Annotated in this window: 18 protein-coding genes; 4 read left to right on the forward strand and 14 right to left on the reverse strand. The window is 72.3% G+C overall.

The window, feature by feature from the left end; genetic code table 11:
- The 4 genes from JOE55_RS01935 to dut all read right to left on the reverse strand — a co-directional run bounded on the left by JOE55_RS01935 (position 1) and on the right by dut (position 2,573).
- Positions 1 to 813 carry a DUF3159 domain-containing protein gene (locus JOE55_RS01935; protein ID WP_204781848.1) on the reverse strand — a complete coding sequence of 271 codons (813 nt, stop codon included), beginning with the start codon at positions 811 to 813 and terminating at the stop codon, positions 1 to 3.
- Positions 810 to 1,283, reverse strand: coding sequence for a hypothetical protein (locus JOE55_RS01940; RefSeq protein WP_204781849.1), 474 nt, complete (start codon positions 1,281 to 1,283; stop codon positions 810 to 812). The genes JOE55_RS01935 and JOE55_RS01940 overlap by 4 nt, the downstream gene beginning before the upstream one ends.
- The gene (locus tag JOE55_RS01945) at positions 1,280 to 2,044 is read right to left on the reverse strand and encodes a DUF3710 domain-containing protein (RefSeq protein ID WP_024290331.1); all 765 of its coding nucleotides are present in this window, start codon (positions 2,042 to 2,044) and stop codon (positions 1,280 to 1,282) included. Before JOE55_RS01945 ends, JOE55_RS01940 begins: the two co-directional genes overlap by 4 nt.
- Positions 2,045 to 2,144: 100 nt before the next feature.
- A complete protein-coding gene (gene dut / locus JOE55_RS01950) occupies positions 2,145 to 2,573 on the reverse strand; it encodes a dUTP diphosphatase (protein WP_204783169.1) in 429 nt (142 codons plus the stop codon).
- A gap of 148 nt (positions 2,574 to 2,721) precedes the next feature.
- Here dut and JOE55_RS01955 point away from each other — a divergent pair, with 148 nt between their 5' ends.
- On the forward strand, positions 2,722 to 3,168 hold the full coding sequence (locus JOE55_RS01955) for a DUF3093 domain-containing protein (RefSeq protein ID WP_204781850.1): 447 nt from the start codon (positions 2,722 to 2,724) through the stop codon (positions 3,166 to 3,168).
- A gap of 127 nt (positions 3,169 to 3,295) precedes the next feature.
- On the opposite strand, the gene JOE55_RS01960 is transcribed toward JOE55_RS01955, so the two are convergent.
- Complete coding sequence (locus tag JOE55_RS01960; RefSeq protein ID WP_006214887.1) at positions 3,296 to 3,598, reverse strand: DUF4193 domain-containing protein; 303 nt, start codon at positions 3,596 to 3,598, stop codon at positions 3,296 to 3,298.
- A gap of 389 nt (positions 3,599 to 3,987) precedes the next feature.
- On the opposite strand from JOE55_RS01960, the gene sepH reads away from it, so the two are divergent.
- The gene (gene sepH, locus JOE55_RS01965) at positions 3,988 to 5,604 is read left to right on the forward strand and encodes a septation protein SepH (protein ID WP_204781851.1); all 1,617 of its coding nucleotides are present in this window, start codon (positions 3,988 to 3,990) and stop codon (positions 5,602 to 5,604) included.
- 83 nt (positions 5,605 to 5,687) lie between these two features.
- Here sepH and JOE55_RS01970 read toward each other — a convergent pair whose 3' ends face one another.
- From JOE55_RS01970 to JOE55_RS01985, 4 genes are all read right to left on the reverse strand, one after another.
- Complete coding sequence (locus tag JOE55_RS01970) at positions 5,688 to 6,917, reverse strand: alkaline phosphatase family protein (protein ID WP_058872216.1); 1,230 nt, start codon at positions 6,915 to 6,917, stop codon at positions 5,688 to 5,690.
- The gene (locus JOE55_RS01975; RefSeq protein ID WP_204781852.1) at positions 6,914 to 7,504 is read right to left on the reverse strand and encodes a DUF5998 family protein; all 591 of its coding nucleotides are present in this window, start codon (positions 7,502 to 7,504) and stop codon (positions 6,914 to 6,916) included. Before JOE55_RS01975 ends, JOE55_RS01970 begins: the two co-directional genes overlap by 4 nt.
- A 94-nt stretch (positions 7,505 to 7,598) precedes the next feature.
- Positions 7,599 to 9,428, reverse strand: a complete 1,830-nt coding sequence (locus JOE55_RS01980; RefSeq protein ID WP_204781853.1) for a serine/threonine protein kinase — start codon at positions 9,426 to 9,428, stop codon at positions 7,599 to 7,601.
- A gap of 7 nt (positions 9,429 to 9,435) precedes the next feature.
- Positions 9,436 to 12,180 carry a bifunctional acetate--CoA ligase family protein/GNAT family N-acetyltransferase gene (locus JOE55_RS01985; protein WP_204781854.1) on the reverse strand — a complete coding sequence of 915 codons (2,745 nt, stop codon included), beginning with the start codon at positions 12,178 to 12,180 and terminating at the stop codon, positions 9,436 to 9,438.
- Positions 12,181 to 12,298: 118 nt separating this feature from the next.
- Between JOE55_RS01985 and JOE55_RS01990 the strand changes: the two genes are divergently transcribed.
- Both JOE55_RS01990 and JOE55_RS01995 read left to right on the forward strand, forming a co-directional pair.
- Positions 12,299 to 14,848 carry a DNA gyrase/topoisomerase IV subunit A gene (locus JOE55_RS01990; RefSeq protein ID WP_024290325.1) on the forward strand — a complete coding sequence of 850 codons (2,550 nt, stop codon included), beginning with the start codon at positions 12,299 to 12,301 and terminating at the stop codon, positions 14,846 to 14,848.
- Entirely contained in the window at positions 14,845 to 15,402 is a 558-nt protein-coding gene (locus JOE55_RS01995; protein ID WP_204781855.1) for a GNAT family N-acetyltransferase, read from the forward strand. Before JOE55_RS01990 ends, JOE55_RS01995 begins: the two co-directional genes overlap by 4 nt.
- A gap of 59 nt (positions 15,403 to 15,461) precedes the next feature.
- On the opposite strand, the gene cydC is transcribed toward JOE55_RS01995, so the two are convergent.
- The 5 genes from cydC to JOE55_RS02020 form a co-directional block, all read right to left on the reverse strand.
- A complete protein-coding gene (cydC, locus tag JOE55_RS02000) occupies positions 15,462 to 19,367 on the reverse strand; it encodes a thiol reductant ABC exporter subunit CydC (RefSeq protein ID WP_204781856.1) in 3,906 nt (1,301 codons plus the stop codon).
- Positions 19,360 to 20,430, reverse strand: a complete 1,071-nt coding sequence (gene cydB / locus JOE55_RS02005; RefSeq protein ID WP_024290322.1) for a cytochrome d ubiquinol oxidase subunit II — start codon at positions 20,428 to 20,430, stop codon at positions 19,360 to 19,362. The genes cydC and cydB overlap by 8 nt, the downstream gene beginning before the upstream one ends.
- Positions 20,431 to 20,441: 11 nt before the next feature.
- Positions 20,442 to 22,004, reverse strand: coding sequence for a cytochrome ubiquinol oxidase subunit I (locus JOE55_RS02010; protein ID WP_204781857.1), 1,563 nt, complete (start codon positions 22,002 to 22,004; stop codon positions 20,442 to 20,444).
- Positions 22,005 to 22,251: 247 nt separating this feature from the next.
- Complete coding sequence (locus JOE55_RS02015; protein ID WP_204781858.1) at positions 22,252 to 23,292, reverse strand: malate dehydrogenase; 1,041 nt, start codon at positions 23,290 to 23,292, stop codon at positions 22,252 to 22,254.
- 182 nt (positions 23,293 to 23,474) lie between these two features.
- Positions 23,475 to 25,583 carry a DNA gyrase/topoisomerase IV subunit B gene (locus JOE55_RS02020; protein WP_058872207.1) on the reverse strand — a complete coding sequence of 703 codons (2,109 nt, stop codon included), beginning with the start codon at positions 25,581 to 25,583 and terminating at the stop codon, positions 23,475 to 23,477.
- Positions 25,584 to 25,594 lie beyond the last annotated feature (11 nt).

The raw sequence follows: 25,594 nt of genomic DNA on the forward strand, positions 1-25,594 counted from the left end.
TCAGCGGGTGATGTCGGGATCCTTCGGCTCGCGGGGCTCGGAATCGGAGCGCTGCAGCGCGTCCTCCGGAACACCGGGATCCACTGCCGCCGGGCGCGAGATCAGCCACGCGATCCACAGCACCGCCGCGTACAGCGGCACACCCATGGCCAGCCGGGCGATGCCCAGCCCGGTCACGTGATCGGTCAGGTACAGCGGCACCTGCACGATGAGGCGGGCGGCGAACATGGCCACGAGCAGGCCGGTGGCGAGCCGGTAGCCGCGCATCCGGTGCGGGTCCTGGCGCCAGTCCATCCCCTCGCCGCGCACGAAGCCGAAGAGCACGCCCAGCAGCGGCCACCCCACGACGATCGACAGGGCCAGGCCGAGGAAATACGCCAGGTTGATCCACAGTCCGGTCACGTAGTAGTCGATCGCATCGCCGCTGCGCCAGGCGAAGAAGGCGCAGACCAGCACCCCGATCAGACCGGCCAGCGCCTGGATGAGCGTCTGGCGCTGCACCAGGCGGGTGATCGTGAACAGCGCGGCAGCGCCCAGCGCGCAGATCAGCGCGGCGGCCAGCGACTGACTGAAGATGTAGACGCCCAGGAAGACGGCACCGGGCACGATCGCCTCGGCGAGCCCGCGCCAACCGCCCACGGCGTGCAGGACGTCGAGCCGACCCGTCTCGCCGCGGCGTACGCGGGATCTCTGGGCGTAGGCCGTCATGGACTGCGCCAGCGTGGGGCGCTGCTCGGGCGTCGGGTCCTGATCGCGGGCCTGCTCCGGTTCGTGCTGCGGGTCCTGCTCGGGACCCGGGGCCGGCGTGGTCATGACGAGGTCCTCCGGGCGATGATCTCGAAGCGCGGGTTGAAGATGGTGGGCTGGTCCCCGGCGCTGCACAGCAGCCCGGAGCACGACAGCTCCGTGCCGGCGCGCACGCCGGGCACGGAGCGCTGGCCCTGCCAGACCAGGCGCAGCAGGGTGGGCCGGCCCTCCGGGTCGCTGCGGTCCTGGACCAGCAGCAGGGCTTCGCTGGCGGGACGCTCGGTGGCCGCTGCCACGCGGATCTCGGCGACCCGTCCCGTGGCGCGCACGCGTCGGCGCGCGCCGCCGCGCGAGGCGCGGTCCTCGCCGCACGCCGCCCGAGCCTCGGCCAGCGAGGCCGCAGGCTCCTCCAGCGCCACGATGCGCGGGTGCGAGGCCGTGACCGGTGCCGGACCGGGGTGCAGGCAGTCCCCGGCAGCGGTCTCGTGATCGCTGCCGAGCCGGGAGTCGGCGTCGCCGGTGGCTTGGGTGCTCATCGCGTCTCGGTGATCTCCGGCCCGCGCTGTGGCGGCGCCTTCGGAGCGGGACCGCCTGCGGCTGAGCCGGTGCCCTGGGACTGACCCTGGCCCGAGGCCTGCCGGCGGACGGCGCGCCGCTTGGCCACGGCCTTGGGCTCCACGCCCTCGGGGACCTGCAGCGGCAGCAGATCGCGCGGAGGCATGGGGTCCCCGCCGCGACGCACGATCACGGTGCGGATCAGCTCGTCGAACTCGGCCGAGGCCGTGGGCTCGATCGCCGCCGGACCGGAGATCACGGCGCGCAGGAACCAGCGGGGGCCGTCGATCCCGATGAAGCGCGCCGGCCGGTAGCCCTTGGTGCCGTCGCTGGTGGTCGCGGGGAAGCGGGCTCGCAGCTCGGTGCCGAACGGGCCCTCGACGGCCTGCGGGGCGCCGTCGCTGCGCTTGAGCGAGTCCACGAGGTCCTTGCGGATCTCCGCCCAGATCCCGGTCGTGCGCGGGGCGGCGAAGGCCTGCAGCTGCACGGTCGAGCCCTTGTGATCCAGGTTCACCGCCCGCGGGCGGTTGCCCTTCTCAGTGACCTCCAGGCGGATGCCGATCCCCTGCTGCTGCTGGATCAGCAGCGAGCCGAAGTCCATGCGCCCCTCGCGGTCCTCGATCTCCGAGATGTCCCACGGCCCGCGGGCGCGCACGTCGTCCTGCGCCTCGGCGCCGTCCTGCTCGACCTGCTCCTCGGCCGGAGCCGTGGGCTCGGCGTCCTTCTTCTTGCGTCCGAACACGTCGGTGCCTCCTCGATGCGTCATGCGCCGCCCGGTCGGGGCGGCGGTGCCCGGGAACGGCCCGGAGCCTGTCAGTGGCCGCGCGGGGCGCGGCGCGTACTCAGCGGGTCCCGGAGGACCCGAATCCGGTCTCGCCGCGGTCGCTGTCCTCGAGCTCGTCGACCTCGACCGGCTCGACCGTGCCGACGCGCTGCAGCAGCAGCTGGGCGATGCGGTCGCCGCGCTCGATGCGGAAGGGCGTGTGCAGATCGGTGTTCAGCAGCGTGACCATGATCTCGCCGCGGTACCCGGAGTCCACCGTGCCCGGCGCGTTGAGGACGGTGATGCCGTGCTTGGCGGCAAGTCCCGAGCGCGGATGGACCAGGCCCACCCAGCCGACGGGCACGGCGATGGCCAGCCCGGTGCCGATCAGGGCGCGGGCACCGGGATCGAGCACGGCATCGGAGCTGGCGCGCAGGTCCAGCCCCGCGTCGCCGGGCTTGGCATAGCGAGGCAGCGGCAGATCGGCGTCCAGCCGGCGCACCTGCATCCGCAGCGCTGCGGAGTCGTCGTGGTCCTGGGGGCGTGAGGGGTCGGTCAGCACAGTGCCCCACTGTAGACGCCGCGCCGCCTCCAGCCACTCGGGAACGGGACCCGGTCGTCCGGCCGAGCCATCCGCTCATGGGATGATGGTGCCCATGACTGACGACGAGGTGCTCTACCGGGAGAAGCTGAACCCGGCGTGGTGGATGTGGCTGCTGTTCCTGGGCCTGGCCGGCTCCGTGGTGATCGCCCTGGCCCCCATCGCGACCTGGCTCGGGATCCTCGGCGGTGTCATCGCGCTGATCCTGGCCCCCGTCATCGTCTACTCCCGGGCCTCCTCGATCGTGGTCACCGAGGATCTCCTGCGGGTGGGCCGGGCGAGCATCGAGCGCCGATTCGTGGGTGAGGTGGAGGCCTTCACCGATCCCGACGACGTCCGCCGCGTCCGCGGTCCCGAGCTGGATGCCCGGGCCTACATGAACTTCTCGGCCTCGGCCTCGGGAATGTGCCGCATCGAGATCATCGACCCCGTGGATCCCACCCCGTACTGGCTCACCGCCACTCGCCATCCGCACGAGCTCGCCCAGGCCCTGGCCGGCTGAGGCCCTCGAGCCGACGGGCGCGCAGACGAAACAGCCCTCGACCGCCGCGGCGGTCGAGGGCTTCTTCTGTCCTGTGCGGGCCTCAGGCTTCAGCGGCCTGCGTTCCGGCAGTCAGTCTTCGTCGGATTCAGCCTGCGCACTCCACGCAGATCTTCATCCCGTCCTTCTCCTCGGCGATCTGGGAGCGGTGGCGCACCAGGAAGCAGGACCCGCAGGTGAACTCGTCCTCCTGAGCCGGAAGCACCACGACGGAGAGCTCCTCGTGGGACAGATCGGCACCGGGCAGCTCGTAGCTGTCAGCGGCCGTGGCCTCATCGTCCTCGTCCGCATTGGGGTGCTGGGTCTCGTTGCGACGAGTCTTCAGCTCCTCGATCGAGTCTTCCTTGAGCTCCTCCTCCTGCTTGCGGGGAGCGTCGTAATCAGTTGCCATATGTGATCCCTAATCCTTGCAGTGAAGACGTCGACATGAGGCGCGGCGACAGCCGGCGGCGGTCCGTGGAGGGCGGGCTCGCGGGCGCATACCTGCCTCACGTGTGGAGGATTGTGCACTATGGGCCTCGGAAAGACCAATGCGTCCGCTCACGACAGAATTGTTGCCGGTCGGTTGCCTCTGCGCGGCTTCCAGCCGGCTCCGAAGGGTCCGTGGAGTCCGGGCGCAGCGCGCCGTGCAGGCCCCCGATGCGCGCAGTCTGCCCACGACCACTAGACTCTGCGCAGATGCGGACCGGGACGCGTCCGCCGGCTGGGCCGGCACCGGCTCCCCCGAGAGGCGGAGCCGACCACGGCGTCCCCCGGAGCAAGAGACCTGCGGAAGGCTGGATGAGCATGGACGAGCTGCGCCTGGAAGGCGTCCACGACGACGGCGAGCACCTGGTGCTCAGCGACTCCTCCGGACGCCGCAGCCTCCTGGCAGTGGATCAGCAGCTGCGCCAGGCGGTCCAGCGAGCACGCCGCGTCCCGGCGCGCCGCCAGCGCCAGGGCGCTGACTTCGGCCCCCGCGACATCCAGGCCCGGTTCCGTTCGGGCGCGTCCGTCGAGGAGATCGTCGAGGAGTCCGGCTGGGAGCCGGAGCGCGTGCGCCGCTACGAATGGCCGATCATCGCCGAGCGCTCGCACATGGCCCGAGAGGCCCAGAAGGTCGAGCTCGGAGCGCGCCGCACCGAGGGCTACCGCTCCGCCTTCGACAGCGCGCCGCTGAGCCTGGCCCAGACGCTGCAGTCCCGTGCCCCTCAGCTCGGGATCGCCCCCACCTCCTTCGACTGGGATGCCTGGCAGCGTCCCGATCTGCTGTGGACCGTGGCCGTGCGCTTCCGGGTGGTCGATCCCGCCAAAGCGCCGCAGGACCTCGTGGACCAGCAGTCGCTGGCGCAGTGGGTCTTCAACCCCGCCAACCTCTCCGTGAGCCCTGAGCCCGGCTGGGCCCAGCACCTCACCGGGGACGACGAGCCCGAGGCCCCGCGCGACGATGTCTTCGGCCAGCGCCGCCCGGCGGCTTCGGCAGCCGCTGTCGGCACCTCGAGCGACGACGTCGCCCGTCCGTCCGCCTCGAACCAGACTGCCGCCCGCACGGCCTCCTCCACCGAGGACGCCCATCCGGGCACCTCCGACGGCGACGCCTCGTCAGCTCCGAGTGCCGACGAGCCCGCCCCGGCGGCGCAGGGCGGATCGCACCCGGGTGCCGATCGCCTGCACCGCGAGGACGAGGCCCGCACCACCGAGGAGCTGCTCGAGGTCCTGGAGACCCGCCGCGGCCAGCGCCTGGGGGCCGACGAGGGCTCCGACGACCAGCTCGCAGAGATCCTCGGCCGCTCCATGGGCCACGTGGACTCCCGCCCGCGCCCGATCTCCGCCCCGGACGATGCTCGGCTCTTCGACCGGACGATCCAGCCGGGCCACCGTGCCCAGCCCGAGTCCTCCGCCGGCGGCGACCCCGTCGAGCCGGCCGAGTCGGCGGACCAGGACCGCAGCGCCTCCCCCGCCGAGTCCCAGGAGGACGCGCGCATCCAGCGGCCGGTCGATCAGGACCGGCCGTCGGAGCCGGTCGAGGACTCGGATCCCACGCACCACCACGAGGCCACGATCCACCACCTGGGCCGGGCGGATGCCGGTGCCCCGCAGCACCACGCCGACATCGTGGAGATCACCGACGAGGACACCGAACCCGCAGCGCCTCGCCTGAGCGCCGTGCGGTCCGAGCCTGCCGCTGACGATCACGAGGACTCCGCCTCCGCTGCCGACGATCGGCGCGACGCTTCTCGGGAGCAGCCCACCCAGGCTGCGGCCTCCCCGCAGGATCAGCCCGAGGACGAGTCGCAGGACAGCCAGCAGGACGGCGATCGTCGTCCTCGCCCGCGCGGTCGGGTCGGCGGCGCCAAGCGCACCCGGTCGTCCGTGCCCAGCTGGGACGACATCGTCTTCGGCGCCAAGAACGACTGAGGACCCTCCCGGGATGCGCATCGGCCCCCTGTCTCCTCGAGGAGGCAGGGGGCCGAACGCCTGTCGGAGGCTCGTCTGCGGCCTCAGGCCAGGCGCAGCAGCGGGACCCTGGTCTCGGCCGGCGTCACGGCGCCGTGCTGACCGACCATCTGCAGCGTCTGCGGACCGATGCGGGAGAGGTCATGCAGCGCCAGGTCATCCTCCAGCGGCGTGATGACCAGGTCGCCGATGCGTCCCACGACCTCGGGGCGCAGGTCCTCGACGGGGCCGAACCAGCCGCCGTCGAGCAGCTCCTCCCGCGTCTGAACACGCACCCGCTCCCCCAGCTCCGAGGCCTCCCAGCGCTGACGGACCCGCTCCTGCAGCTGCTGACGCTGCTGCGCGGACTCGCAGGGCTCCAGGTGCAGCTGGAGGCAGCGGGGCTCACCGGCGCTGGTGCGGACGTCGTCGAGCAGACCGGGCACCTGAGTGAGATCCACGCGGCCCTCTCGGGGGACGTCGACCATGCCGTGATCGGCGGTGAGCACCACGGAGGTGGACCCGGGAAGGCGCGCGCACAGGCGGCGCAGGGAGCTGTCGAGCTCCTCCAGCTCGTGGATCCACTCTGCGGAGCCCCAGCCGTGGCGGTGCCCCGTCTTGTCCAGGTCGTCCCAGTAGAAGTACATGAGTGCGCGCTGACCGGCCCGCAGGTTCTCCTGGGCCGCCTTGGTACGGGCGAACACGCCGTCCGCTGCCACGAAGCGCCCGCCGCGCAGCGCCGCTCGCGTCAGAGCCGAGTCCTGGAACTTGCCGCGACTGACCGTCACGGCGTCCAGGCCCTGCGCCTCGAGGCGCTGCAGCACGGTGTCGCGCGGCTGCCACACGAGCGCATCCACCCGCGGATCCCAGCCGCCGAGCATATTCACCGTCTGCCCCAGCTGCGGGGAGTAGGAGTCGTAGCCGGTGAGACCGTGCACGCCCACCGGCAGCCCGGTGCCCAGCGCCGCCAGCGACGAGGCGGTCGTGGACGGGAAGGCGGCGTCGAGCTCGCCGAGGTCCTCGGCACCGCGCAGGAACGGGGCGTACGAGCTGCGGGCCTCGAGCTGCTCCAGCCCCAGCCCGTCCACCAGCACGACCACCATGCGCTGGGAGGCCGGCAGCCCCAGCACGTCCTCGAAGCCCACGGCCCCGATCGCTGCGGCCGCCGAGGTCATGACGTCGGCGATGCTGCGGGATCCGTAGCGAGGAGGGCGCGCGATCGCGGCCTGAGGCTCCTGCTCCGGCGGGACGGCCCAGAAGTCCGCCCCGGCTGAGTCGCCGGCGGAGCCGGTCATCGTCCGACCCGCTCCACGGCGCTGCGGCGCAGGCTGCGGGCGAACTCGCGGGCGCCCTCGACCGCCTCGACGCCGTCGGCCTCGGCGCTGATCCGCAGAGCGACGTCCTGCACGGCGCTGACTCCCGTGTAGCCGTGGTCGGCCTCGCACTGGGGGTCCTCGCATCCGGCCGGCTGCAGATCGATGTTCCGGGTGCCGGTCCAGGCGATGTTGAGGTTGACCTCGCTGATCGGGTGGCCGGTGCGGTACTGCTGCGGCTTGTAGTACGCGTAGGTCAGCGTCACGGAGTTCACCCGGGAGGCGGCCACGGACTCGGTCGAGGCCAGGGCCAGCACCTCCTGGCCCTCCTGGTCGTACTCCTGATCATCGACGTGCGTGATGTGCAGCAGGCCCTCTGCGAGCACGAGCACGGTGATGTGGCGGTGGACCTCATCGCGGTCGAAGGTGGTCTCCAGCTGGACCAGGTGCGACTCCGGGGCCGCCCCGTCCAGGGCGTCGGCCATCACGTCGATCACGAGCTGCGGGTAGTAGCCGGCGCGCTCGATGTCTTGGCGCAGCTGCTCGCCGCGCGGTCCTGACTGCGTCATCTGCCTGGTTCCCTCCTGAAGGGACGTGTCTGCGAGTTGCGAGAAGGGCCCTGCTCGTGCTGTGGGTCCTCGCCCTGTCACCGCCTGCCGGGGATCAGCCGCCGAAGGAGTTGCCGCCGGAGCCGCCGAGCTGCGTGCCGCCCATGCCGCCGTCCTCGGGGTCCTGGGTGACGTACGTGGTGGGAACGCCGATGGACTCCTCCGTGCCGCTCGAGGTGGAATCGGTCGGGGGCGGGTCCTCACTGCCCCCGGGGCTCATCAGCACCACGATCAGGATCGCGGCCGCGAGGAGCACCGCGCCCACGCAGCCGATGACGACCCAGCCGCCGGCGCCGTTGATGCCCATGAACGACAGGGGACCGCTCTTGGCGCTGGAGCCCGACGACCGCGCGGCCGGGCTCCCTGAGGCACCCCCGGAATAGGCCGGCGCCGCCGTGTAGCCGGTGGTCCGGGAGGCGCCGCCAGCAGGGGCGCTGCCCTGGGACGCACCGCCGAGCGGCACCTGCGCCCCGGGGGCGGTGCTGGGGCTCGAGAGCTGCTCGCGCAGGGTCGTCCCGGTGCTTCCTCCCGCAGCGCCCGGCACGTGGGTGGGCTGATCCTGCGGGCGGACGGGGACCGAGGCCGGCGTGTGGGCGCCGGCCCACGAGATGCTGCGCTGAGGGGCCGTCGCACGGCCCGAGTCCGCGACAGGGACGGTGCCCAGCAGAGCAGCTCGGCTGTGCTGGCCCTGCGGCAGCGGACCCAGCACGGCAGCGCTCGCCGTCCCACCGCCCACGGGCGGGGCCTGTGCCGGGACTTCGCGGCCATCGCCGCCCAGGCCCGAGGGCATGCCGCTCAGCGCCGTGCCGGCCGGGCCTGAGCTGGGGCCGACGAGCGGCACGCCACCGGGCGGGGGCGTGCCGAAGCCTCCGCTGAGGCGGCCGCCCGCGGGGGCGTCGATCTGCTGGGCGCCGGGCTGCTGCGGGACGACCGTGGTGCTCGGGGTGCGCTCTCCGGCCTCACCGGACTGCGAGATGTTCTCCCCGGTGCGCTCCTGCTTGGGCAGCTCGGCGTGGCCCGAGACGATGTCCTGCCAGGCCTCCGGCAGCGGGTCCAGGGTCTGGAAGATCTCGAAGGTCTCGCCGTCGCGGGTGGTCGCCTGCCCGAAGTCCTCCTCGGCAGAGGACTCGAGCCGCTCCATCAGCGACAGGGCGCCGTCGTGGCGCACGGCGGGATCGGGGTCCAGCAGCGCCGCCACCTCGGCACCCAGCAGGGAGTCCTCGCCGAAGGCCTCGAGGGCGTCCTCGGGGGTGGGGGTGATGCCGCGCTCGGCGTCCGGGCGGACCATGCGCATGGCCACCACGCCGGCGGCGAAGAGGTCCTGCGAGGGATCCGGATCCGCTCCCTCGAGAAGCTCGGGGGCGATGTAGCCGGGTGTTCCCACGACCGTGCCGATGCGGGTCAGGCGGGCGTCCTCGCCCTGCGTGGCGATGCCGAAGTCGGCCAGTCGAGCCAGGGGCCGCCCCGTGCCCGTGGCATCCATCATGAGGTTGGCGGGCTTGACGTCGCGGTGGATCCAGCCCTCCGCGTGCACGAACCGCAGGGCCGAGATCAGCTGGCGCAGGATCTCCTCGGCCACCTTGTCCGAGAAGGCGCCGTGGTCCTGGATCGCGTTCTCCAGGGTGCCGCCGTCGCTGAGATCCATGGCGATCACGACGTGCTCGTCCTCGGCCGCCCAGCCGTAGGGGGCCAGCACATGCGGGTGATCGATCTTCACGGACTGCTCGCGCACGAAGCGCAGGAGGTCGGCGGAGTCGCGCTGGCGCAGGACCTTTGCGGCGCACACGTGGTTGCGCCGCTGGTCCCAGGACCGCCAGACCGTCCCGGAGCCGCCGCGGGCGATGGGATCGATGAGCGTGTACCGGCCGGCGATGGTATCGCTCATGGCCCGCTCACCTCCGCATCGCTCGTCGTGCACTATCCGTTCGGTCCTGGGCGTTGCCCAGTCGGATGTCGGCATCCAGCACCGTCAGCCGCTGACTGGACAACAGTACCGGGTTCAGCTCGAGCCGGGCGATCTGCGGGTGGCGATCCTTCAGCAGCGAGACCCGCATGATCAGCTCCTCGAGCCGTGCGACGTCCAGCGGCGGCTGTCCCTCGTGGCCGAAGAGCTTCCGCGCGGCCTTGGGCTCGCGCACCATGCGACGGATCTCCAGATCGGTCAGCGGCGGCACGCGATGGGCCAGGTCATCCAGCAGCGACACGGCGTCTCCTGAGACGCCGAAGGAGAGCACGGGGCCGATCAGGGGGTCCTCCGTGGCCGTGAGGACCACGGCCTGGCCGGTGGGTGCCATGGCCTGGACGTCCAGCTGCTCGGTGCCCGCGCCGACCTCCCTGCGCATGGAGGTCGCAGCCTCGCGCAGCTGCTCGGGCGTGTCGATGCTCAGACGCACGCCGCCCAGATCCAGGCGCCTGCGCAGATGCTCGTCGGCGGCCTTGAGGACCACGGGGTAGCCCATCCGTGCCGCGGCGGCCAGGCCGTCGTCGATGTCCGTGAAGCGCGCGGTGGGCAGCACCGAGATGCCGTAGGCGCCCAGCAGCTGCGCCGTCCGCTCCCGGTCCAGGCGCAGCAGCATCTCGCCGCGCACCTCCTGCGACCAGCGCTCGATCATGGCCTCGGCGCCCTCGGCGTCGATGTCCTCCGGGACGGTGACCAGATCGTCCTCCTCGTCGCGCCAGCGGGCCCAGCGCTGCAGGCCGTGCAACGCGGAGACGGCCGCCGACGGCGCCTGGAAGACCGGCAGCGTGCGGCCCTGCGAGTCCGTGTGCACCCGCGAGGAGGCGCCTTCGGCGATATCGCCGGTGACGGCCAGCACCACGGGCTTGGCGGCGCGCTCGTCGTCCTCGCCCCGCTGCGCGATCGCGGCGCACACGGCGTCGGCGAGCTCGTCGCCGGAGATGCCGCGGATCGGCATGGTCGCGACCACCACGGCGTCGCTGCGCGGATCCGCCACGGCCTCGGCGACCTCGCGCACCAGGGCCTGCAGGGCCTGCTGGCCGCCCATGGAGGTGTCCACGCGGTCGCGCAGGCGGGCCAGGGGCATCTGCAGCCCCGTGGCGGTGTCCTCCATGAGCCTGGCCAGTGCCATGGCGTTGGAGACCAGGGAGGTGCGCTGACCGCGCGGCAGCGGCTGGGAGGTGCCCACCGCCGCGGTGTCCATCAGCAGATCGGAGGTGGGCACCCGAATGACCCCGGCCTGGTCGAGCATGGCATCCAGCGCCCCAGCGGGGGCCTCGGTGGTGCGGCCCGTGTGCCCGGGCGGCAGGCGCAGCCCGGCGACGTCCGACTTGGCGACCACGACCGGCTTGGTCAGGGCCAGGCGACGGGCGATGCGCGAGAACTTGCGGGGGTTGCCGAAGGACTGCAGGGTCAGCCCGCACACCGCGGTGGCCTGGTCGTCCTCCCAGAACTGCATCATGTCGTTGCCGGAGACGTCGCCGCGGTTGCCGGCCGAGACCATGGTCGACACGCCCACGCGATGCCGCAGCGCAGCCGAGGTCTGCAGCATGCCCAGAGCGCCGGACTGGCTGAACAGCCCCAGGGTTCCCTCCCCCGGCACGGCCGGCAGCACCGTGGCGTCCATGGAGATCTCCGCGCTGTGGTTGGCCACGCCGAGCGAAGCCGGCCCGACGACCCGCATGCCGTGGCGGCGGGCGACGGCCACGAGCCGCTGCTGGCGCTGGGCGCCCTCGCGGCCGGACTCCGCCCAGCCGCCGGTCATCACCACGACCGCGCGGGCACCGGCGCGCCCGCACGCCTCGACGACCTCGAGCACCGCGTCCATGGGCACCGTGACGATCGCCAGGTCCAGCTCGCCGTCGATGTCCTCGAGGCTCGCAGCGTACGTCATGCCCTCCTGCTCGAAGGGCGTGGGGTTCACGCCGTAGAGCCTGCCCGTGTACCCGCCGGCCACCAGGTTCGCCATGACCGTGTGCCCGCCGTTCGTCGGATCCGACGACGCGCCCACCACAGCGATCGAGCTCGGGGTGAGCAGCCGGGCGGTGGAGCGGGCCTCGGCGCGGTGCTCGCGCGAGGCCATCACGGACAGGGACCGCTCCGTGGGGTCGATCGAGAAGTCGAGGGCCACCACGCCGTCGTCGAAGCGCCGGGCGACGTCGTAGCCGGCCTCCACGAACACGTTCAGCATCGAGCGGTTCTCGGGCAGCACCTCCGCCGTGAAGCGGTCGATGCCGTTCTCCCGGGCGGCGGCCGCCAGGTGCTCGAGCAGGATGGATCCGATCCCGCGGCCCTGGTGCGCATCCGAGATCAGGAACGCGACCTCGGCCTCCGGGGCGCTGCCCGCACGGTCGTAGCGGCCCACGCCGATCAGCTGCGTGCCCAGCAGGATCACGAAGCACACGCGGTCGCGGTGATCCACCGTGGTGTAGCGGGCCAGCTCGCGGCGGGTCAGCGTGGTCTTGTGGGAGAAGAACCGCAGGTAGATCGTGTTCTCGGACTGCTGGTGGAACATGTCCAGCAGCAGCTGCTGATCCTCCGGGCGGATGGGCCGCAGGTGCGCGGTGGCGCCGTCGCGAAGGACGACGTCCGCCTCCCAGTGCTTGGGATAGCCCGGGTCGGGCGCGGCCTGCTGGCCGGAGGGCTGGGGGCTGTCGGCGGGTGCGGTATCCGGGACCATAGACTGAAGGCTACAGAGGATGCGCTCCCGAGCACTGGTCTCGGGCAACAGTTCCGCGCGCGGTCTCCGCGCGCATCGATCGCGGCGCCGGACCGCGGCTGAGGAGAAGCACCACCCCATGGCCCCACGCAGGAGCAAGGCCCAGAAGTCCGCGCTCGACGAGCTGCCCGCGGACTTCGAGGGCAACGTCGTCGACATCGACGTCACGCGGGAGATGGAGGACTCGTTCCTCGAGTACTCGTACTCCGTGATCTACTCCCGGGCCCTGCCCGACGCCCGCGACGGCCTCAAGCCCGTCCAGCGGCGCATCCTCTACATGATGGATGAGATGGGCCTGCGCCCGGATCGCGGTCATGTGAAGTCGGCCCGCGTGGTCGGCGAGGTCATGGGCAAGCTGCACCCCCACGGCGACTCCGCGATCTACGACGCCATGGTGCGCATGGCCCTGCCCTTCGCCCAGCGCATGCCCCTGGTGGACGGGCACGGCAACTTCGGCTCCCTCGACGACGGCCCGGCGGCCTCGCGCTACACCGAGGCCCGGCTGGCGCCGGCGGCGCTGCAGCTCACGGCGGATCTCGGCGAGGACGTCGTCGACTTCGTGCCCAACTACGACAACCAGTTCATGCAGCCCTCCGTGCTGCCGGCCGCCTACCCGAACCTGCTGGTCAACGGCACCACCGGCATCGCGGTCGGCATGGCCACGAACATGGCCCCGCACAACCTGCGCGAGGCCGTCGCCGGCGCGCGCCACCTGCTCGAGCACCCCGAGGCGAGCCTCGAGGACGTCATGAAGCACATCCCCGGACCCGATCTGCCCTCCGGCGGTCAGATCGTGGGCCTGGACGGGATCCGCGACGCCTACCGCACCGGCCGCGGCTCCTTCAAGACGCGGGCCGCCGTCTCGATCGAGCAGGTCACCCCCCGCAAGCAGGGCATCGTGGTCACCGAGCTGCCGTACATGGTCGGCCCGGAGAAGGTCATCGACCGGATCAAGTCCGCGGTGCAGTCCAAGAAGCTCACCGGCATCTCGGACGTGGTGGATCTGACCGACCGGACCAAGGGGCTGAACCTGGTCATCGAGATCAAGAACGGCTTCAACCCGCAGGCGGTGCTCGCGGCGCTGTACAAGCACACGCCGCTCGAGGAGTCCTTCGGCATCAACAACGTGGCCCTGGTCGACGGCCGCCCCCAGACGCTGGGGCTGCTCGAGATGCTGCGCGTGTACAACCAGCACCGGCTCACGGTCGTGCGCCGTCGCACCGCGCACCGCCTGGGCAAGCGCCGCGACCGGCTGCACCTGGTCGAGGGACTGCTGATCGCGATCGTGGACATCGACGAGGTCATCCAGATCATCCGCAGCTCGGATCAGACTGCCGAGGCCCGCGAGCGCCTCATGACGATCTTCGATCTCACGCAGCTGCAGGCCGATCACATCCTCGAGCTGCGCCTGCGCCAGCTCACGAAGTTCTCCCGGATCGAGCTCGAGCGGGAGAGGGAGGAGCTGGAGCGGGAGATCGCAGAGCTCGAGGCCATCCTGGCCTCCGAGGACCGGCTGCGCGAGGTCGTCTCCGGTGAGCTCGCCGCCGTCGCCGAGCTGCTGGGCGACGACCGCCGCACCCGCCTGCTCGAGGCCGATGAGGCTCCCGCGCTGCTGGCCGCCCCCGCCGCCAAGGCCGCGGCCGGGCCCGCGCTGGAGATCGCCGACGACCCCTGCTGGGTCTTCCTCTCCAGCACCGGGCGCATGGCGCGCACGAACGACCGCACGCCGCTGGCCGAGCCGGGGCGCCGGCTCAAGCACGATGCCCTCCGCTCCGTGGTGGCCACCTCCGCCCGCGGGGAGATCGGCGCGCTGACCTCGAGCGGTCGGATGATCCGCGTGCCCGTGATGGACCTTCCGGCGCTGAGCTCCTACGACGGCGCGCCCCGGCTCGAGGAGGGCACCGCCGCCAAGGACTTCCTGTCCCTGGCCAAGGGCGAGCGCCTGATCGGACTCGCCGCGCTGAACGAGGTCGTGGCCATGGGCACCCGTCAGGGTGTGGTCAAGCGGCTGAACGCGGATCACCCGCTGAACCGCGACGACTGGGAGGTCATCAGCCTCAAGGACGGCGACGAGGTCGTGGGCATGGGCCCGGCTCCCGACTCGGCCCAGCTCGTGTTCATCACCGCGCAGGCCAAGCTGCTGACGTTCTCCGCCGAGCTGGTGCGCGCCCAGGGCCGCACCGCCGGCGGCGTGGCGGGCATCAAGCTCGCCGACGACGACTCCGTCGTGTTCTTCGGGCCGGTGGCCTCGCAGGATCCCGACGCCCGCGTGGTCACCTACGCGCGCTCTTCCGAGGCCCTGCCAGAGATGGGCGGCTACTCCGTGAAGGTCACTCCCCTGTCCGAGTACCCGTCCAAGGGCCGCGCGACCGCCGGTGTGCGCTGCCAGCGGCTGCTCAGCGGAGAGACAGGCCTCGTGCTCGCCTGGGCCGGGCACGGGCCCGCCAAAGCGGTCTCCGCCGCCGGCGTGGCCCGCAGCCTGCCCACCGAGTTCGGACGCCGCGACGGCTCCGGCGTGGGCGTGGAGCAGCTGCCGGACGCGATCGGCCCTGCGTGGAGCCCGGTGTCCTCCGCCGCGTCCGCTGCCGAGGGCGCCGACGGCGATGCCGAGAGCGAGGAGCAGGCATGAGCCCCGAGCAGCCCCAGGTCGTGATCGAGCGCGCGGAGCTGGATGATGCCGCCGCGCTGCACGAGATCGCCCGGCGCACCTTCGTGCACGCCACGCCCGAGGATGCCGACCCGGCCGCGATCGACGAGTTCGTGGCCACGAGCCTGTCCGAGGAGGCCTTCCGCGGCCACCTGGACGCTGCGGCCAGCCGGGTGCTGATCGCCCGCCAGGAGCGCACGCCGATCGGCTACGCCCTGCTGCTGCTCGACAAGGCCCTGCCCGATGACGACGGCCTGGACCGCTTCCAGCCGCTCGTGCAGGGCAGGGGCCTGTTCCTGTCCAAGTTCTACCTGCTGCCCGAGGCGCGCGGCACGGGAGCCTCCACAGCCATGATGCGGGAGTGCTTCGAGCTGGGGCGGCGGATCGGCGCCGATTTCCTGTGGCTGCAGGTCAACGACCGCAACGAGCGCGCCAACGCCTTCTACGAGCGCGCCGGGCTGCAGCGGGTGGGGACGGCCACGTTCCAGCTCGGTGCTCAGGTGCACAGCGACTTCCTGCGCGCCGCGCGGCTCTGAAGGCCGTCCGAGGCGGCCTCGTCTGAGCCCTGCCCCTCCCAGGACGAGCGGAGCCCTGCTCAGCTCAGCCGGGTCAGGGCATCGCAGCGGCGCACGTCCTCCGGCCGGTGCGAGATGATCACCACGCCCTGGGCGTCGGCCGCATGCGCGCCATCGTGCAGGGCGGCCATGACCTGACGTGCTGTGGGCGCGTCCAGGTGCGCCGTGGGCTCGTCCAGCAGCAGCACCGGCGAGCGCGTGAGCATGGCGCGGGCCACGGCCAGTCGCTGGCGCTGTCCTCCCGAGAGCCGCTGGCCGCCTGCTCCCACCTTCGTCTCGAGGCCCTCGGGCAGACCGGCCGCGAATCCGCCCAGGCCCACCCTCTCCAGCGCCTCGAGCATCTGCGCGTCGGTGGGGGCTTCCGCACGCTCCCGGGCCAGGGAGAGGTTGCCGCGCAGGGTGGAGTCGAAGATGTATGCGTCCTGCGGGCACCACGCGGAGACACCGCGCAGACGCTGCGACGGCATCGGCTGCCCGTCGAGGCGGATCGTCCCGGAGCTCGGTGGGAGGAAGCCCAGCAGCACGGCCAGCGCGGTGGACTTGCCGGAGCCCGACGGCCCCGTGATGCCCCACCAGCGTCCCGGACGGATCTGCCCGCTGAGCCGCGAGAAGGCATCGCGGTGCATCCCTGGCCACCGAGCGCTGAGCCCCTCCACCTCCAGGCGCTCGAACCCGTCCACGATGCCGTCCCGCGCCCCCGGCTCGTCCGTCTCCTCCGGCCGAGCGGGATGCGCAGCAGGCTGGGTCCGTCCGACCGTCCGCACCAGTGCTGCGAAGTGCGGCCACTGGCGCGCCGCCTCGAAGCCCTGGGCGACCGGCTCCACCATGGCGGTGCACAGCAGCACGGGGATCGCGGCCACGGCGGCCGAGACCTCCCCCGAGGCCACGGGCCCCCAGGCCAGGGGCACGACGGCGATCGCGGCCGCGAACCAGATCAGCACGGCGAGCCCCTCGCCCAGGCCGCTGACCCAAGCCGCGCGCTGGGCGGCGCGCCGCCCCCGGTCGTCCTGGGCTCGCACGGCGGCACCCACGGCGGCGCCCAGCTGCGCGACCCGCAGATCCGGTGCGGCCTGCAGCGCCCGTGAGCTCAGGCGCAGCGCGGCCGCCGCGGCCTCGTGCCGACGGGCCTCCGCGCGCGCGTCGAGCCCGCGCAGCAGCGTCGGCCCCGCTGCGGCGCTGAGCACCGCCGCGCCGGCGACGGGTGCCACGGCCTGAGGGACCGTGAGCAGGCAGACGACGACGGATCCCGCGAGCACCGGGCCCAGCGCGGCGAGGGGAAGCAGGATCCGGGGCAGCGCATCGCGCAGGTCCTCGATGCGGGTGATCAGCCGGTCCAGGAAGACCTCCCCCGTGAGCATGGCGCGCAGCCCCAGCGCTGTGCGGCCGGTGGCCTCCCATGCCCCCAGGCGCAGGCGCCCGGCTGCCCGGAGGGCGACGTCGTGGCTCATGAGCCGCTCGAGGTAGCGCAGCACGGCACGCCCCAGACCGAAGAAGCGCACCCCGGTGACCGCGACCAGCAGGTACATCATCCCGGGCTGCTGTGCCGCCCGCACGATCAGCCAGCCCGACAGCGCGGTCAGCGCGGCGCCGAAGCCGATCGCGGCCACGGCGAGGGCTGCGCTGAGCACGGCCCGGGACCAGGAGATCCCGCTCAGGCGCAGGACCGTGCGCACCGTGGCGAAGGGTCCTGGCAGCCGCTGCCCGCGGTCGTCCGGCTGCTCGCCCGGCGCGTCGGCCTCCGCAGCGGGTCCGCGCTGCACTGCGTCGGTCTCGACGGGGTCCGCGTTCTCATGGGGTCCGGAGCACGACGGCCGCCGATCGGAGTCCGGGAGGACCCGGGCCCCCCGTGCCGTGAGCTCGAGGCGGTGATCGGCGTCGCCGATCAGGCCCTCGTCGTGCGTCACGACCACGACGATCGCACCGGCCCGTGCCATCCCCCGCAGCCCGGCGGTGATCATGCCGGCGGTGTCCTGGTCGAGGTGGGCGGTCGGCTCGTCGACCAGCACGGTGACGGTCTCCCCGGGGCTGGTGCGCTCCAGCGCCTCGACGGAGGCCATGCAGCGGGCGACGGCCAGACGCCGGGCCTGGCCCGCGCTCAGAGCCTCCGGGGCGAGCTTTTCCAGACCGGACAGCCCGACGCCGGCCAGCAGCGACGCCGCGCGCGTGCGGCCTGCGAGCACCGACGGTCCGCTCGGTCCCTCGGCCAGGGCATGCTCGGAGGAGCCCGACTCCGGCTGCGCACCGCGACTCGGGATCGTGGGCTGCGCCTCCAGGAAGGCCGCCGCGTGCTCGGGCGCCAGGCACAGGGCGATCTCATCGAGCGCCGTCCCCGCCACGAAGGCCGGCGCCTGAGGCACCAGGCGCACCGGGCCGGGCAGCACGATGCGCCCGTCGATCACGCCGGCGGCCGCGGGGTCCTGGTGCCCCGGCTCGGCACCCGAACCGGCCCGGTCGCGCCGATCGGTGCCACGACGAGGAGCCCGAGGGATCAGCCCGGCGATCGCCGAGACGACGGTGGTCTTGCCGGCCCCGGACGGGCCGCTCAGCGTGGTGATCCGCCCTGCCGAGGCGCTGAGATCCAGCGGCCCGATCGTCTCGGCGCGGCCGTCGTGGCGGACTCGCAGCCCCTCCACCAGCAGCTGAGCGGGCTGCCCCTCAGTCGCGACCGCTGCGGTGCCTGCCGATTCCGGCCGTTCGGCCGCGGAGGCCCGCTCGGTCGCCGGCTCTCCGGACGGGCTCGACAGCAGCCGTTCGGAGCGGCGCAGGGCCTCGACGCCCTCCTGCGACTGGTGGTAGGCGGTGCCGACATCGCGCAGGGGCTGATAGCACTCCGGGGCCAGCAGCAGGACCATCACGGCGGTGTCCAGGCCCATGCCGCCCTCGACCAGCCGCACGCCGATGAACACGGCCACCAGAGCCACCGACAGCGTGGTGATCAGCTCGAGGGCCAGCGAGGACAGGAAGGCCGAGCGCAGGGTCTGCATGGTGCTGCGACGGTGCTCGTCGTCCAGATCCGCGAGCGCGCGGGCCTGGGCGCGGTCGCGGCGCAGGCCCACGAGCACGGGCAGCCCGCGGGCCAGCTCCACGATGTGGCGCGACAGGCGCAGCTGGGCGTCCTGCGCGCGCCGCGTCTGATCCTGCGTGGTGCGCCCGATGAGGATCATGAACACGGGCACGAGCGGCAGCGTCAGCGCCACGATCAGGGCGCTGACCCCGTCGTGCAGCAGGATCCACAGCCACAGCACTGCCGGAGCGACCCCGGTGGCGACCATGGCGGTCACGGCGCGGACGTAGTAGTCGTCGAGCGCCCCGAGCCCGCGCGAGACCAGCACTGCGGCAGCCCCCGCGTGGTCCTCGGGCCCGGCCGACGGGGTCTCGGAGCCGGTGGTCGACGATCCGCTCTCGAGCAGGCGCAGGATCAGGCGCGAGCGGATCTGCGAGATGGTGCCGGCACCGCCACGACGGGCTGCCACCGCGGTGCCCCACTGCGCCAGTGCCCGCAGCGTCGCGCCGAGCGCGGCGAACCAGAGCCCGGGCCAGCTCCACCACGGGCCGTCGCCGAGCCAGGCTCCCGGAAGCAGTCCGTCGATGCGGACCAGGCCGGTGCCGATGAATTCGGCCAGTCCCTGCGAGCTGGTCGTGCCCTGCGCGGCCTGGGCGGCGAAGCCGTCGACGGCCAGGGCCGCGATCAGCGCGCCGAGACCGGTGGCGAAGGCGATCATGCCCAGCGTCCGGACCAGGCTCAGCGCACCCAGCAGCGGCAGGATGCGACGGGCCTGCGGGCCCAGCGGCGGGCGGCCCGAAGCGCGGCGCGCGGCTCCCGGCTGCTCAGGGCCCAGCCCGCCGTCGCTCGGATGCTGCGCACCGGGCTGCTCGGAAGAGCTCGCCCCGGCAGCGGTGTGCTGCGACGCGCTGCGCTCAGGCACCGGCGCGCGTGGGCATGGTGGTCAGATCCGCATGATCGCCGCCGGAGGGCAGCTGCTCGGCGCGCAGGCGTCGTCGGAAGACCCAGTACGTCCAGCTCTGATACGCCAGCAGGAACGGGACCCCGAAGCCGGCCACCCACGTCATGACCGTGAGCGTGTACGGCGAGGAAGAGGCCGAGGTGATCGTCAGATCGGGCGCGCCGGCCAGTGTGGTGGGCAGCACGGCCGGGTACATGGCGGTGAACACGGCCAGCAGGCCGAGAGCCGCGAACCCGGCCATCCCGGCGAAGCTCCAGCCCTCGCGCCGGCGCGTCCCCGCCAGCCAGGCCGCCGCGACCGACATCACCGCCAGGCAGGTGCACAGCCAGGACAGCGTCGAGCCGGTGGCCAGCTGCACCACGACGACCAGGGCGGCCAGCGGCAGGACGCCCGCGGGCAGGGCGCGCACCAGCAGCGCGCCGGCGCGCTCGCGCACGGGCCCGTCCGTCTTCAGGGCCACGAAGGCCAGGCCGTGGATGAGGCAGAAGCCGACCATGCCGAGCCCGCCGAGCACCGCCTGCCAGCTCAGCCACGACAGCAGCCCGCCTACGCGGTCGCCGTTGTCGTTCAGCGGAAGCCCGGTGGCGGTGATGCTCAGCAGCGCGCCGATCAGGAACGCGATCGCCAGGGAGGACCACGCGGTGATGGTGTTCCAGCGCCGCGACCACGCCTCCGAGGAGCCCTTGCCGCGGTACTCGATGGACACCGCGCGCAGGATCAGCGCGATCAGGGCCAGGGTCAGAGGGAGGTAGAGCCCGGAGAACAGGGCCGCGTACCAGTGCGGGAAGGCGGCGAAGGTGGCCGCTGCGGCGGTGACCAGCCAGACCTCGTTGCCGTCCCACACCGGCCCGATCGTGTTGAGCAGCACGCGCTGCTCCCGGTCGTCACGGGCAAAGATCCGCCCCATGAGCATGCCGACGCCCAGATCGAAGCCGTCCAGGACCACGTAGCCGATCCAGAAGAAGCCGATGACGAGGAACCACGCCGTGGCCAGGCCCGGCTGTCCCGCGAACTGCTCGAACATCTCTCGTCTCCTCAGTAGGCGAAGGCCAGGACGTCGTCCCGGGAGCCGTCGTCGTGGTCCTCGTGCTCGACCAGCTCGGGCATGGCCGCGACCACGCCGGTGCGCACGTACTTGGCGATCAGCGCGACCTCCACGACCATGAGCACCCCGTACAGCAGCAGGAGGCTGCCCAGCGAGAACAGCAGCTCCCCGGCCGTGACGTTCGGCGAGACCGCGGCTTCGGTGAACATGAAGATCCGCTGATCCAGCGGCAGGTCCGGATTGGGTGCTACGACGAAGGGCTGCCGGCCCATCTCCGTGAAGACCCAGCCCGCCACATTGGCCCCGAACGGGGCCAGGATGCCCACGACGCCCAGGCCCATCAGCCCCTTCGACAGGGGCACCGTGCCCTTGCGCGTGAGCCACCAGGCACCGGCGCAGGCCACGGCCGCCAGACCGCCGAAGGTGATCATCAGGCGGAAGCCCCAGTAGGTGACCTCCATGAGGGGCTGGTACTCGATCTGCTCACCGGCTCGGTCGCCGTAGAGCTCGTCGTCGGCCAGGTTCGTGCCGTACTCCTGCTCGTACTCGGGCTGCAGCGTGTTCAGCCCCGCCACGTCGGTCGTGAAGTTGTTGTAGGCCAGGAAGGACAGCAGGCCGGGCACTTCCAGGAGGGTGTGCGCGTTGTCGCAGGACGCGTCGCCCGGCGAGCCGATCGTGAGCACCGAGAACGCGGTGCCGTCGTGGCAGGCCGCTTCCGCGGAGGCCATCTTCAGGGGCTGCTGGTGGATCATCAGCTGCGCCTGCGCATGTCCGGAGAACGCCGTGCCCAGGAAGCCGATGATCCCGATGAGGATCCCCACGCGCAGCGAGCGCCACCACACCCGGTAGTCGGTGCGGTCGCGTCCCCCGGTGGGCAGCTCCCCCACGACGACGACGCCGTCGGCATCCACGGTGTCGAGGCCGTCCGCCCGGCGGCGCCACAGCTTGTACCAGGCGATGCCCAGCAGGAAGGACCCGGCCACGGCGATCGCCCCGAACAGGGTGTGGATGATCGCCACCACCGCTGTCGAGTTCGTCAGCACGGCGCCGATGTCATTCAGGATGGGGCGGCCGTCGATGATCTCGTAGCCGACCGGATGCTGCATCCACGAGTTGGCCACGATGATGAAGAACGCCGAGAGCCACGAGGCGATCACCGCCATGGCGAGGCAGGCCGCGTGGACCGCCGGGCGCAGCTTGTCCCAGCCGAAGATCCACAGGCCCAGGAACGTGGACTCCACGAAGAACGCGAGCAGTCCCTCCATGGCCAGCGGGGCGCCGAAGACATCGCCCACGAAGCGCGAGTACTCCGACCAGGCCATCCCGAACTGGAACTCCTGGACCAGGCCCGTGGCCACGCCCATGATGAAGTTGATCAGGAAGAGCTTGCCCCAGAACTTGGTCAGCCGCAGGTCCTCCGGGCGGCGCCTGCGCACCCACTGCAGGTTGAACCACACCACGACGGCGCCGAGTCCCAGCGTCAGCGGGACCATCATGAAGTGGTAGACCGTGGTGATCCCGAACTGCCACCGAGCGATCTCGACGATGTCCATGCGACTCCTCGCGGGGCCCTGCCGGCGGAGCGCCGGGCGGAGACGGGCCTCGCCTCAGATGCTCCACAGCCTAGGCTCGCCGATGGTTCGAGCGGTCCGCGAGCCGGGCTCTGAGGCTGTCTCGTCGCTCACACCCGCGCCGTCCCAGGTCAGGGCATCGTCGGTCGACCCAGGCGCGCCATCGCCGTGGCAGCTCCGGCACTCCTCATGCGCCGCAGCCGTCCCGGCGCGCGGGTCCAGGCGCGGCTCAGCTGCGGGGACCCAGCAGTCCCGCTGCCGCCACCGCATCGCGCTCTGCGACCAGCTCGGCCACCGAGCGGTCGATGCGCTCGCGGGCGAAGTCGTCGATCTGCCAGTCGGGCACGATGGACCACTGCCCGTCGGCGCAGGTCACGGGGAAGGAGCTGACGATCCCCTCCGGGACGCCGTAGGAGCCGTCCGAGGCCACGGCCATGGAGGTCCACGAGCCCTCCGGGGTGCCCTGGCTCCACAGGCGGACGTGGGAGATCAGGGCATGGGCGGCCGAGCCCACCGACGAGCCGCCGCGCACCTCGATGATCTCGGCGCCGCGCTTGGCCACCGCCGGGATGTACGTCTCGGCGACCCACTGCCGGTCCAGACCCCGATCCGCCAGAGCCTGGACGGCAGGGCTGCCGGAGACGACGGCGCGCGAGAGGTCCGCGAACTGGGTCGCGGAGTGGTTGCCCCAGATCGCGACGCCGTCGATGTCGGCGGCCGCCCGGTCGCAGGCCTGAGCCAGCTGGGCCTGGGCACGCAGGTGATCCAGCCGCGTCAGGGCCGTGAAGCGCTGGGCCGACACCTCAGGAGCATGGGAGGCGGCGATCAGCGCATTCGTGTTGGCAGGATTGCCCACGACGACGGCGCGGAAGCTGTCCTGCGCCCCCGCGGCGATCGCGCGCCCCTGCTCCGAGAAGATGCCGGCGTTGGCCTCCAGCAGATCCGCGCGCTCCATGCCCTTGCTGCGCGGCCTGGCGCCGATCAGCAGTCCGAGCTCGCTGCCGTCGAAGGCCTGCACGGGATCGTCGAACACGTCGACGGAGGCCAGGAGATCGAAGGCGCAGTCGCTGAGCTCCGTGGCCACGCCCTCGGCGGCCCGGGCCGCCTGCGGCAGCTCGAGCAGGCGCAGCCGCACCGGCTGCTGCGGCCCGAACAGGTCCCCGGCACAGGCGCGGAACAGCGCGGCGTAGCCGATCTGCCCGGCGGCACCCGTGACGGTGACGGTGATCGGGCGGGGGTCCTGGGTGGTCGCGGGGCCGGTCGTGTCCATGGCTGCTCCTGCGCTGGGCTGGGTCGGTGTGGCTTCAGCGTAGGTCGCGGGAGCATCGGCAGGCACGGCGTTGCACGATCTGGGCAGCGAGGTCTTGCAGACCGACCCCGCCATGCGGCGAGCCGAGGGCGCAGCCGCGCTCGCCCGGTCGGGCTGCGGCCCGGCCAGGCCGCCGGTCGTGCTCAGGCGTCGATCTGCTCGGCATCCAGTCGCGCGGCGCCCTCGATGATGAAGTCCCGGCGCGGGGCCACCTCCGAGCCCATCAGCAGCGCGAAGGCGCGCTCGGCCTCCTCGGCCTGGCTCATGGTCACCCGGCGCAGCAGCCGGTGGCGGATGTCCATGGTGGTCTCCGCCAGCTGATCGGCATCCATCTCCCCCAGGCCCTTGTAGCGCTGGATCGGCTCCTTGTAGGAGCGGCCCTCCGACTCGAGGCGGGACAGCAGGCGGTGCAGCTCGGCCTCCGAGTAGGTGTAGACCATCTCGTTGGCCTTCGAGCCGCGGTTGATGATCTCCACACGGTGCAGCGGGGGAACGGCCGCGTAGACTTTGCCGGCCTCCACGAGCGGGCGCATGTAGCGGTAGAACAGCGTCAGCAGCAGCGTGCGGATGTGGGCGCCGTCCACGTCGGCGTCGGTCATCATGATGACCTTGCCGTAGCGGGCGGCGTCGAGATCGAACGTGCGCCCCGAGCCTGCGCCGATGACCTGGATCAGGGCCGCGCACTCGGCGTTGGCCAGCATGTCCGGCAGCGACGCCTTCTGGACGTTGAGGATCTTGCCGCGGATGGGGAACAGCGCCTGGTAGGCGGAGTCACGAGCCATGCGGGCGGTGCCCAGCGCGGAGTCGCCCTCCACGATGAAGACCTCGGAGCGCTGCACATCGGTCGAGCGGCACTCGACGAGCTTGGCGGGCATGGACGAGGTCTCCAGGGCGTTCTTGCGCCGCTGCGTCTCCTTGTGCAGGCGAGCCGAGATGCGGGACTTCATCTCACCGACGACCTTCTCCAGGACCTGCCCGGCCTGGTTCTTCTGCTCCCGCTTGCCCGAGGTCAGCGCCGCCGTGAGCTCCTTCTCCACGACCTTGGAGACGATCTGGCGCACCGCCGGGGTGCCCAGCACCTCCTTGGTCTGGCCCTCGAACTGCGGCTCGGCCAGGCGCACCGTCAGCACGGCCGTGAGCCCGGCCATGATGTCGTCCTTCTCGATCTTGTCGTTGCCGGCCTTGAGCTTGCGCGCATTCGCGGCGATCTGCTTGCGGAAGACCTTCACCAGCGCCTGCTCGAACCCGCTGACGTGCGTGCCGCCCTTGGGCGTGGCGATGATGTTCACGAAGCTGCGCAGCTCGGTGTCGTAGCCGATCCCCCACCGCAGGGCGACGTCGACCTCGCACGTGCGCTCGACGTCCTTGAGCCGGGACTGACCGGAGTCATCGAGCACGGGCACCGTCTCGGTGAAGGTCCCCTCGCCCTGGAAGCGCCAGACATCGGTCACGGACTCGTCCGAGGCCAGGAACTCGGCGAACTCGGAGATGCCGCCGTCGTGCTGGAAGACCTCCTCGTGGGAGCCCATCTCACCGGCCGTGCCCGGAAGGCGGCGCTCGTCGCGCACGGTGAGGCGCAGCCCCGGGATCAGGAAGGCGGTGGTGCGGGCGCGGCGGACCAGCTCCTCATAGGAGAACTGGGCGTCCGGGGTGAAGATCTGCTTGTCCGCCCAGTAGCGCACGCGGGTCCCGGTCACGCCGCGCTTGGCCTTGCCGACGACGTCGAGCTCGGATCCCGAGACGAACGGCTCGAAGGGCGCCTGGGGGCTCGGGGCGCCCTTGTCCTCGAAGCGCCCGGGCTCCCCGTGGCGGAAGGACATCTGGTAGGTCTTCCCGCCGCGATCCACCTGGACGTCCAGGCGCGAGGACAGGGCGTTGACCACCGAGGCGCCCACGCCGTGCAGACCGCCGGAGGCCGTGTAGGAGCCGCCGCCGAACTTGCCGCCGGCATGCAGCTTGGTGAACACGACCTCCACGCCGGACAGCCCGGTGCGCGGCTCCTTGTCGATGGGCACGCCTCGGCCGTCGTCGTGGACCTCGACGCAGCCGTCCTTGTGCAGCACCACCGTGATCTGCTGGCCGTAGCCGGCCAGGGCCTCGTCCACCGAGTTGTCGATGATCTCCCAGAGGCAGTGCATGAGCCCGCGGCCGTCGGTCGAGCCGATGTACATGCCCGGGCGCTTTCGCACAGCCTCCAGGCCCTCCAGCACCGAGAGGTGGCGGGCGTTGTACTCGGAGGTCGAGGGGGTCACGACGGGAGAGC

Origin of the sequence: Kocuria palustris (assembly GCF_016907795.1) — a bacterium.
GTDB classification, from domain to species: Bacteria; Actinomycetota; Actinomycetes; order Actinomycetales; family Micrococcaceae; genus Kocuria; species Kocuria palustris.

Excerpts from the sequence above, each read along its gene's own strand:
- JOE55_RS01935 (WP_204781848.1), bottom strand. The coding sequence starts at position 813 with ATGACCACGCCGGCCCCGGGTCCCGAGCAGGACCCGCAGCACGAACCG.
- JOE55_RS01940 (WP_204781849.1), bottom strand. The coding sequence starts at position 1,283 with ATGAGCACCCAAGCCACCGGCGACGCCGACTCCCGGCTCGGCAGCGAT.
- dut (WP_204783169.1), bottom strand. The coding sequence starts at position 2,573 with ATGCAGGTGCGCCGGCTGGACGCCGATCTGCCGCTGCCTCGCTATGCC.
- JOE55_RS01955 (WP_204781850.1), top strand. The coding sequence starts at position 2,722 with ATGACTGACGACGAGGTGCTCTACCGGGAGAAGCTGAACCCGGCGTGG.
- JOE55_RS01960 (WP_006214887.1), bottom strand. The coding sequence starts at position 3,598 with ATGGCAACTGATTACGACGCTCCCCGCAAGCAGGAGGAGGAGCTCAAG.
- sepH (WP_204781851.1), top strand. The coding sequence starts at position 3,988 with ATGAGCATGGACGAGCTGCGCCTGGAAGGCGTCCACGACGACGGCGAG.
- JOE55_RS01970 (WP_058872216.1), bottom strand. The coding sequence starts at position 6,917 with ATGACCGGCTCCGCCGGCGACTCAGCCGGGGCGGACTTCTGGGCCGTC.
- JOE55_RS01975 (WP_204781852.1), bottom strand. The coding sequence starts at position 7,504 with ATGACGCAGTCAGGACCGCGCGGCGAGCAGCTGCGCCAAGACATCGAG.
- JOE55_RS01980 (WP_204781853.1), bottom strand. The coding sequence starts at position 9,428 with ATGAGCGATACCATCGCCGGCCGGTACACGCTCATCGATCCCATCGCC.
- JOE55_RS01985 (WP_204781854.1), bottom strand. The coding sequence starts at position 12,180 with ATGGTCCCGGATACCGCACCCGCCGACAGCCCCCAGCCCTCCGGCCAG.
- JOE55_RS01990 (WP_024290325.1), top strand. The coding sequence starts at position 12,299 with ATGGCCCCACGCAGGAGCAAGGCCCAGAAGTCCGCGCTCGACGAGCTG.
- JOE55_RS01995 (WP_204781855.1), top strand. The coding sequence starts at position 14,845 with ATGAGCCCCGAGCAGCCCCAGGTCGTGATCGAGCGCGCGGAGCTGGAT.
- cydB (WP_024290322.1), bottom strand. The coding sequence starts at position 20,430 with ATGTTCGAGCAGTTCGCGGGACAGCCGGGCCTGGCCACGGCGTGGTTC.
- JOE55_RS02010 (WP_204781857.1), bottom strand. The coding sequence starts at position 22,004 with ATGGACATCGTCGAGATCGCTCGGTGGCAGTTCGGGATCACCACGGTC.
- JOE55_RS02015 (WP_204781858.1), bottom strand. The coding sequence starts at position 23,292 with ATGGACACGACCGGCCCCGCGACCACCCAGGACCCCCGCCCGATCACC.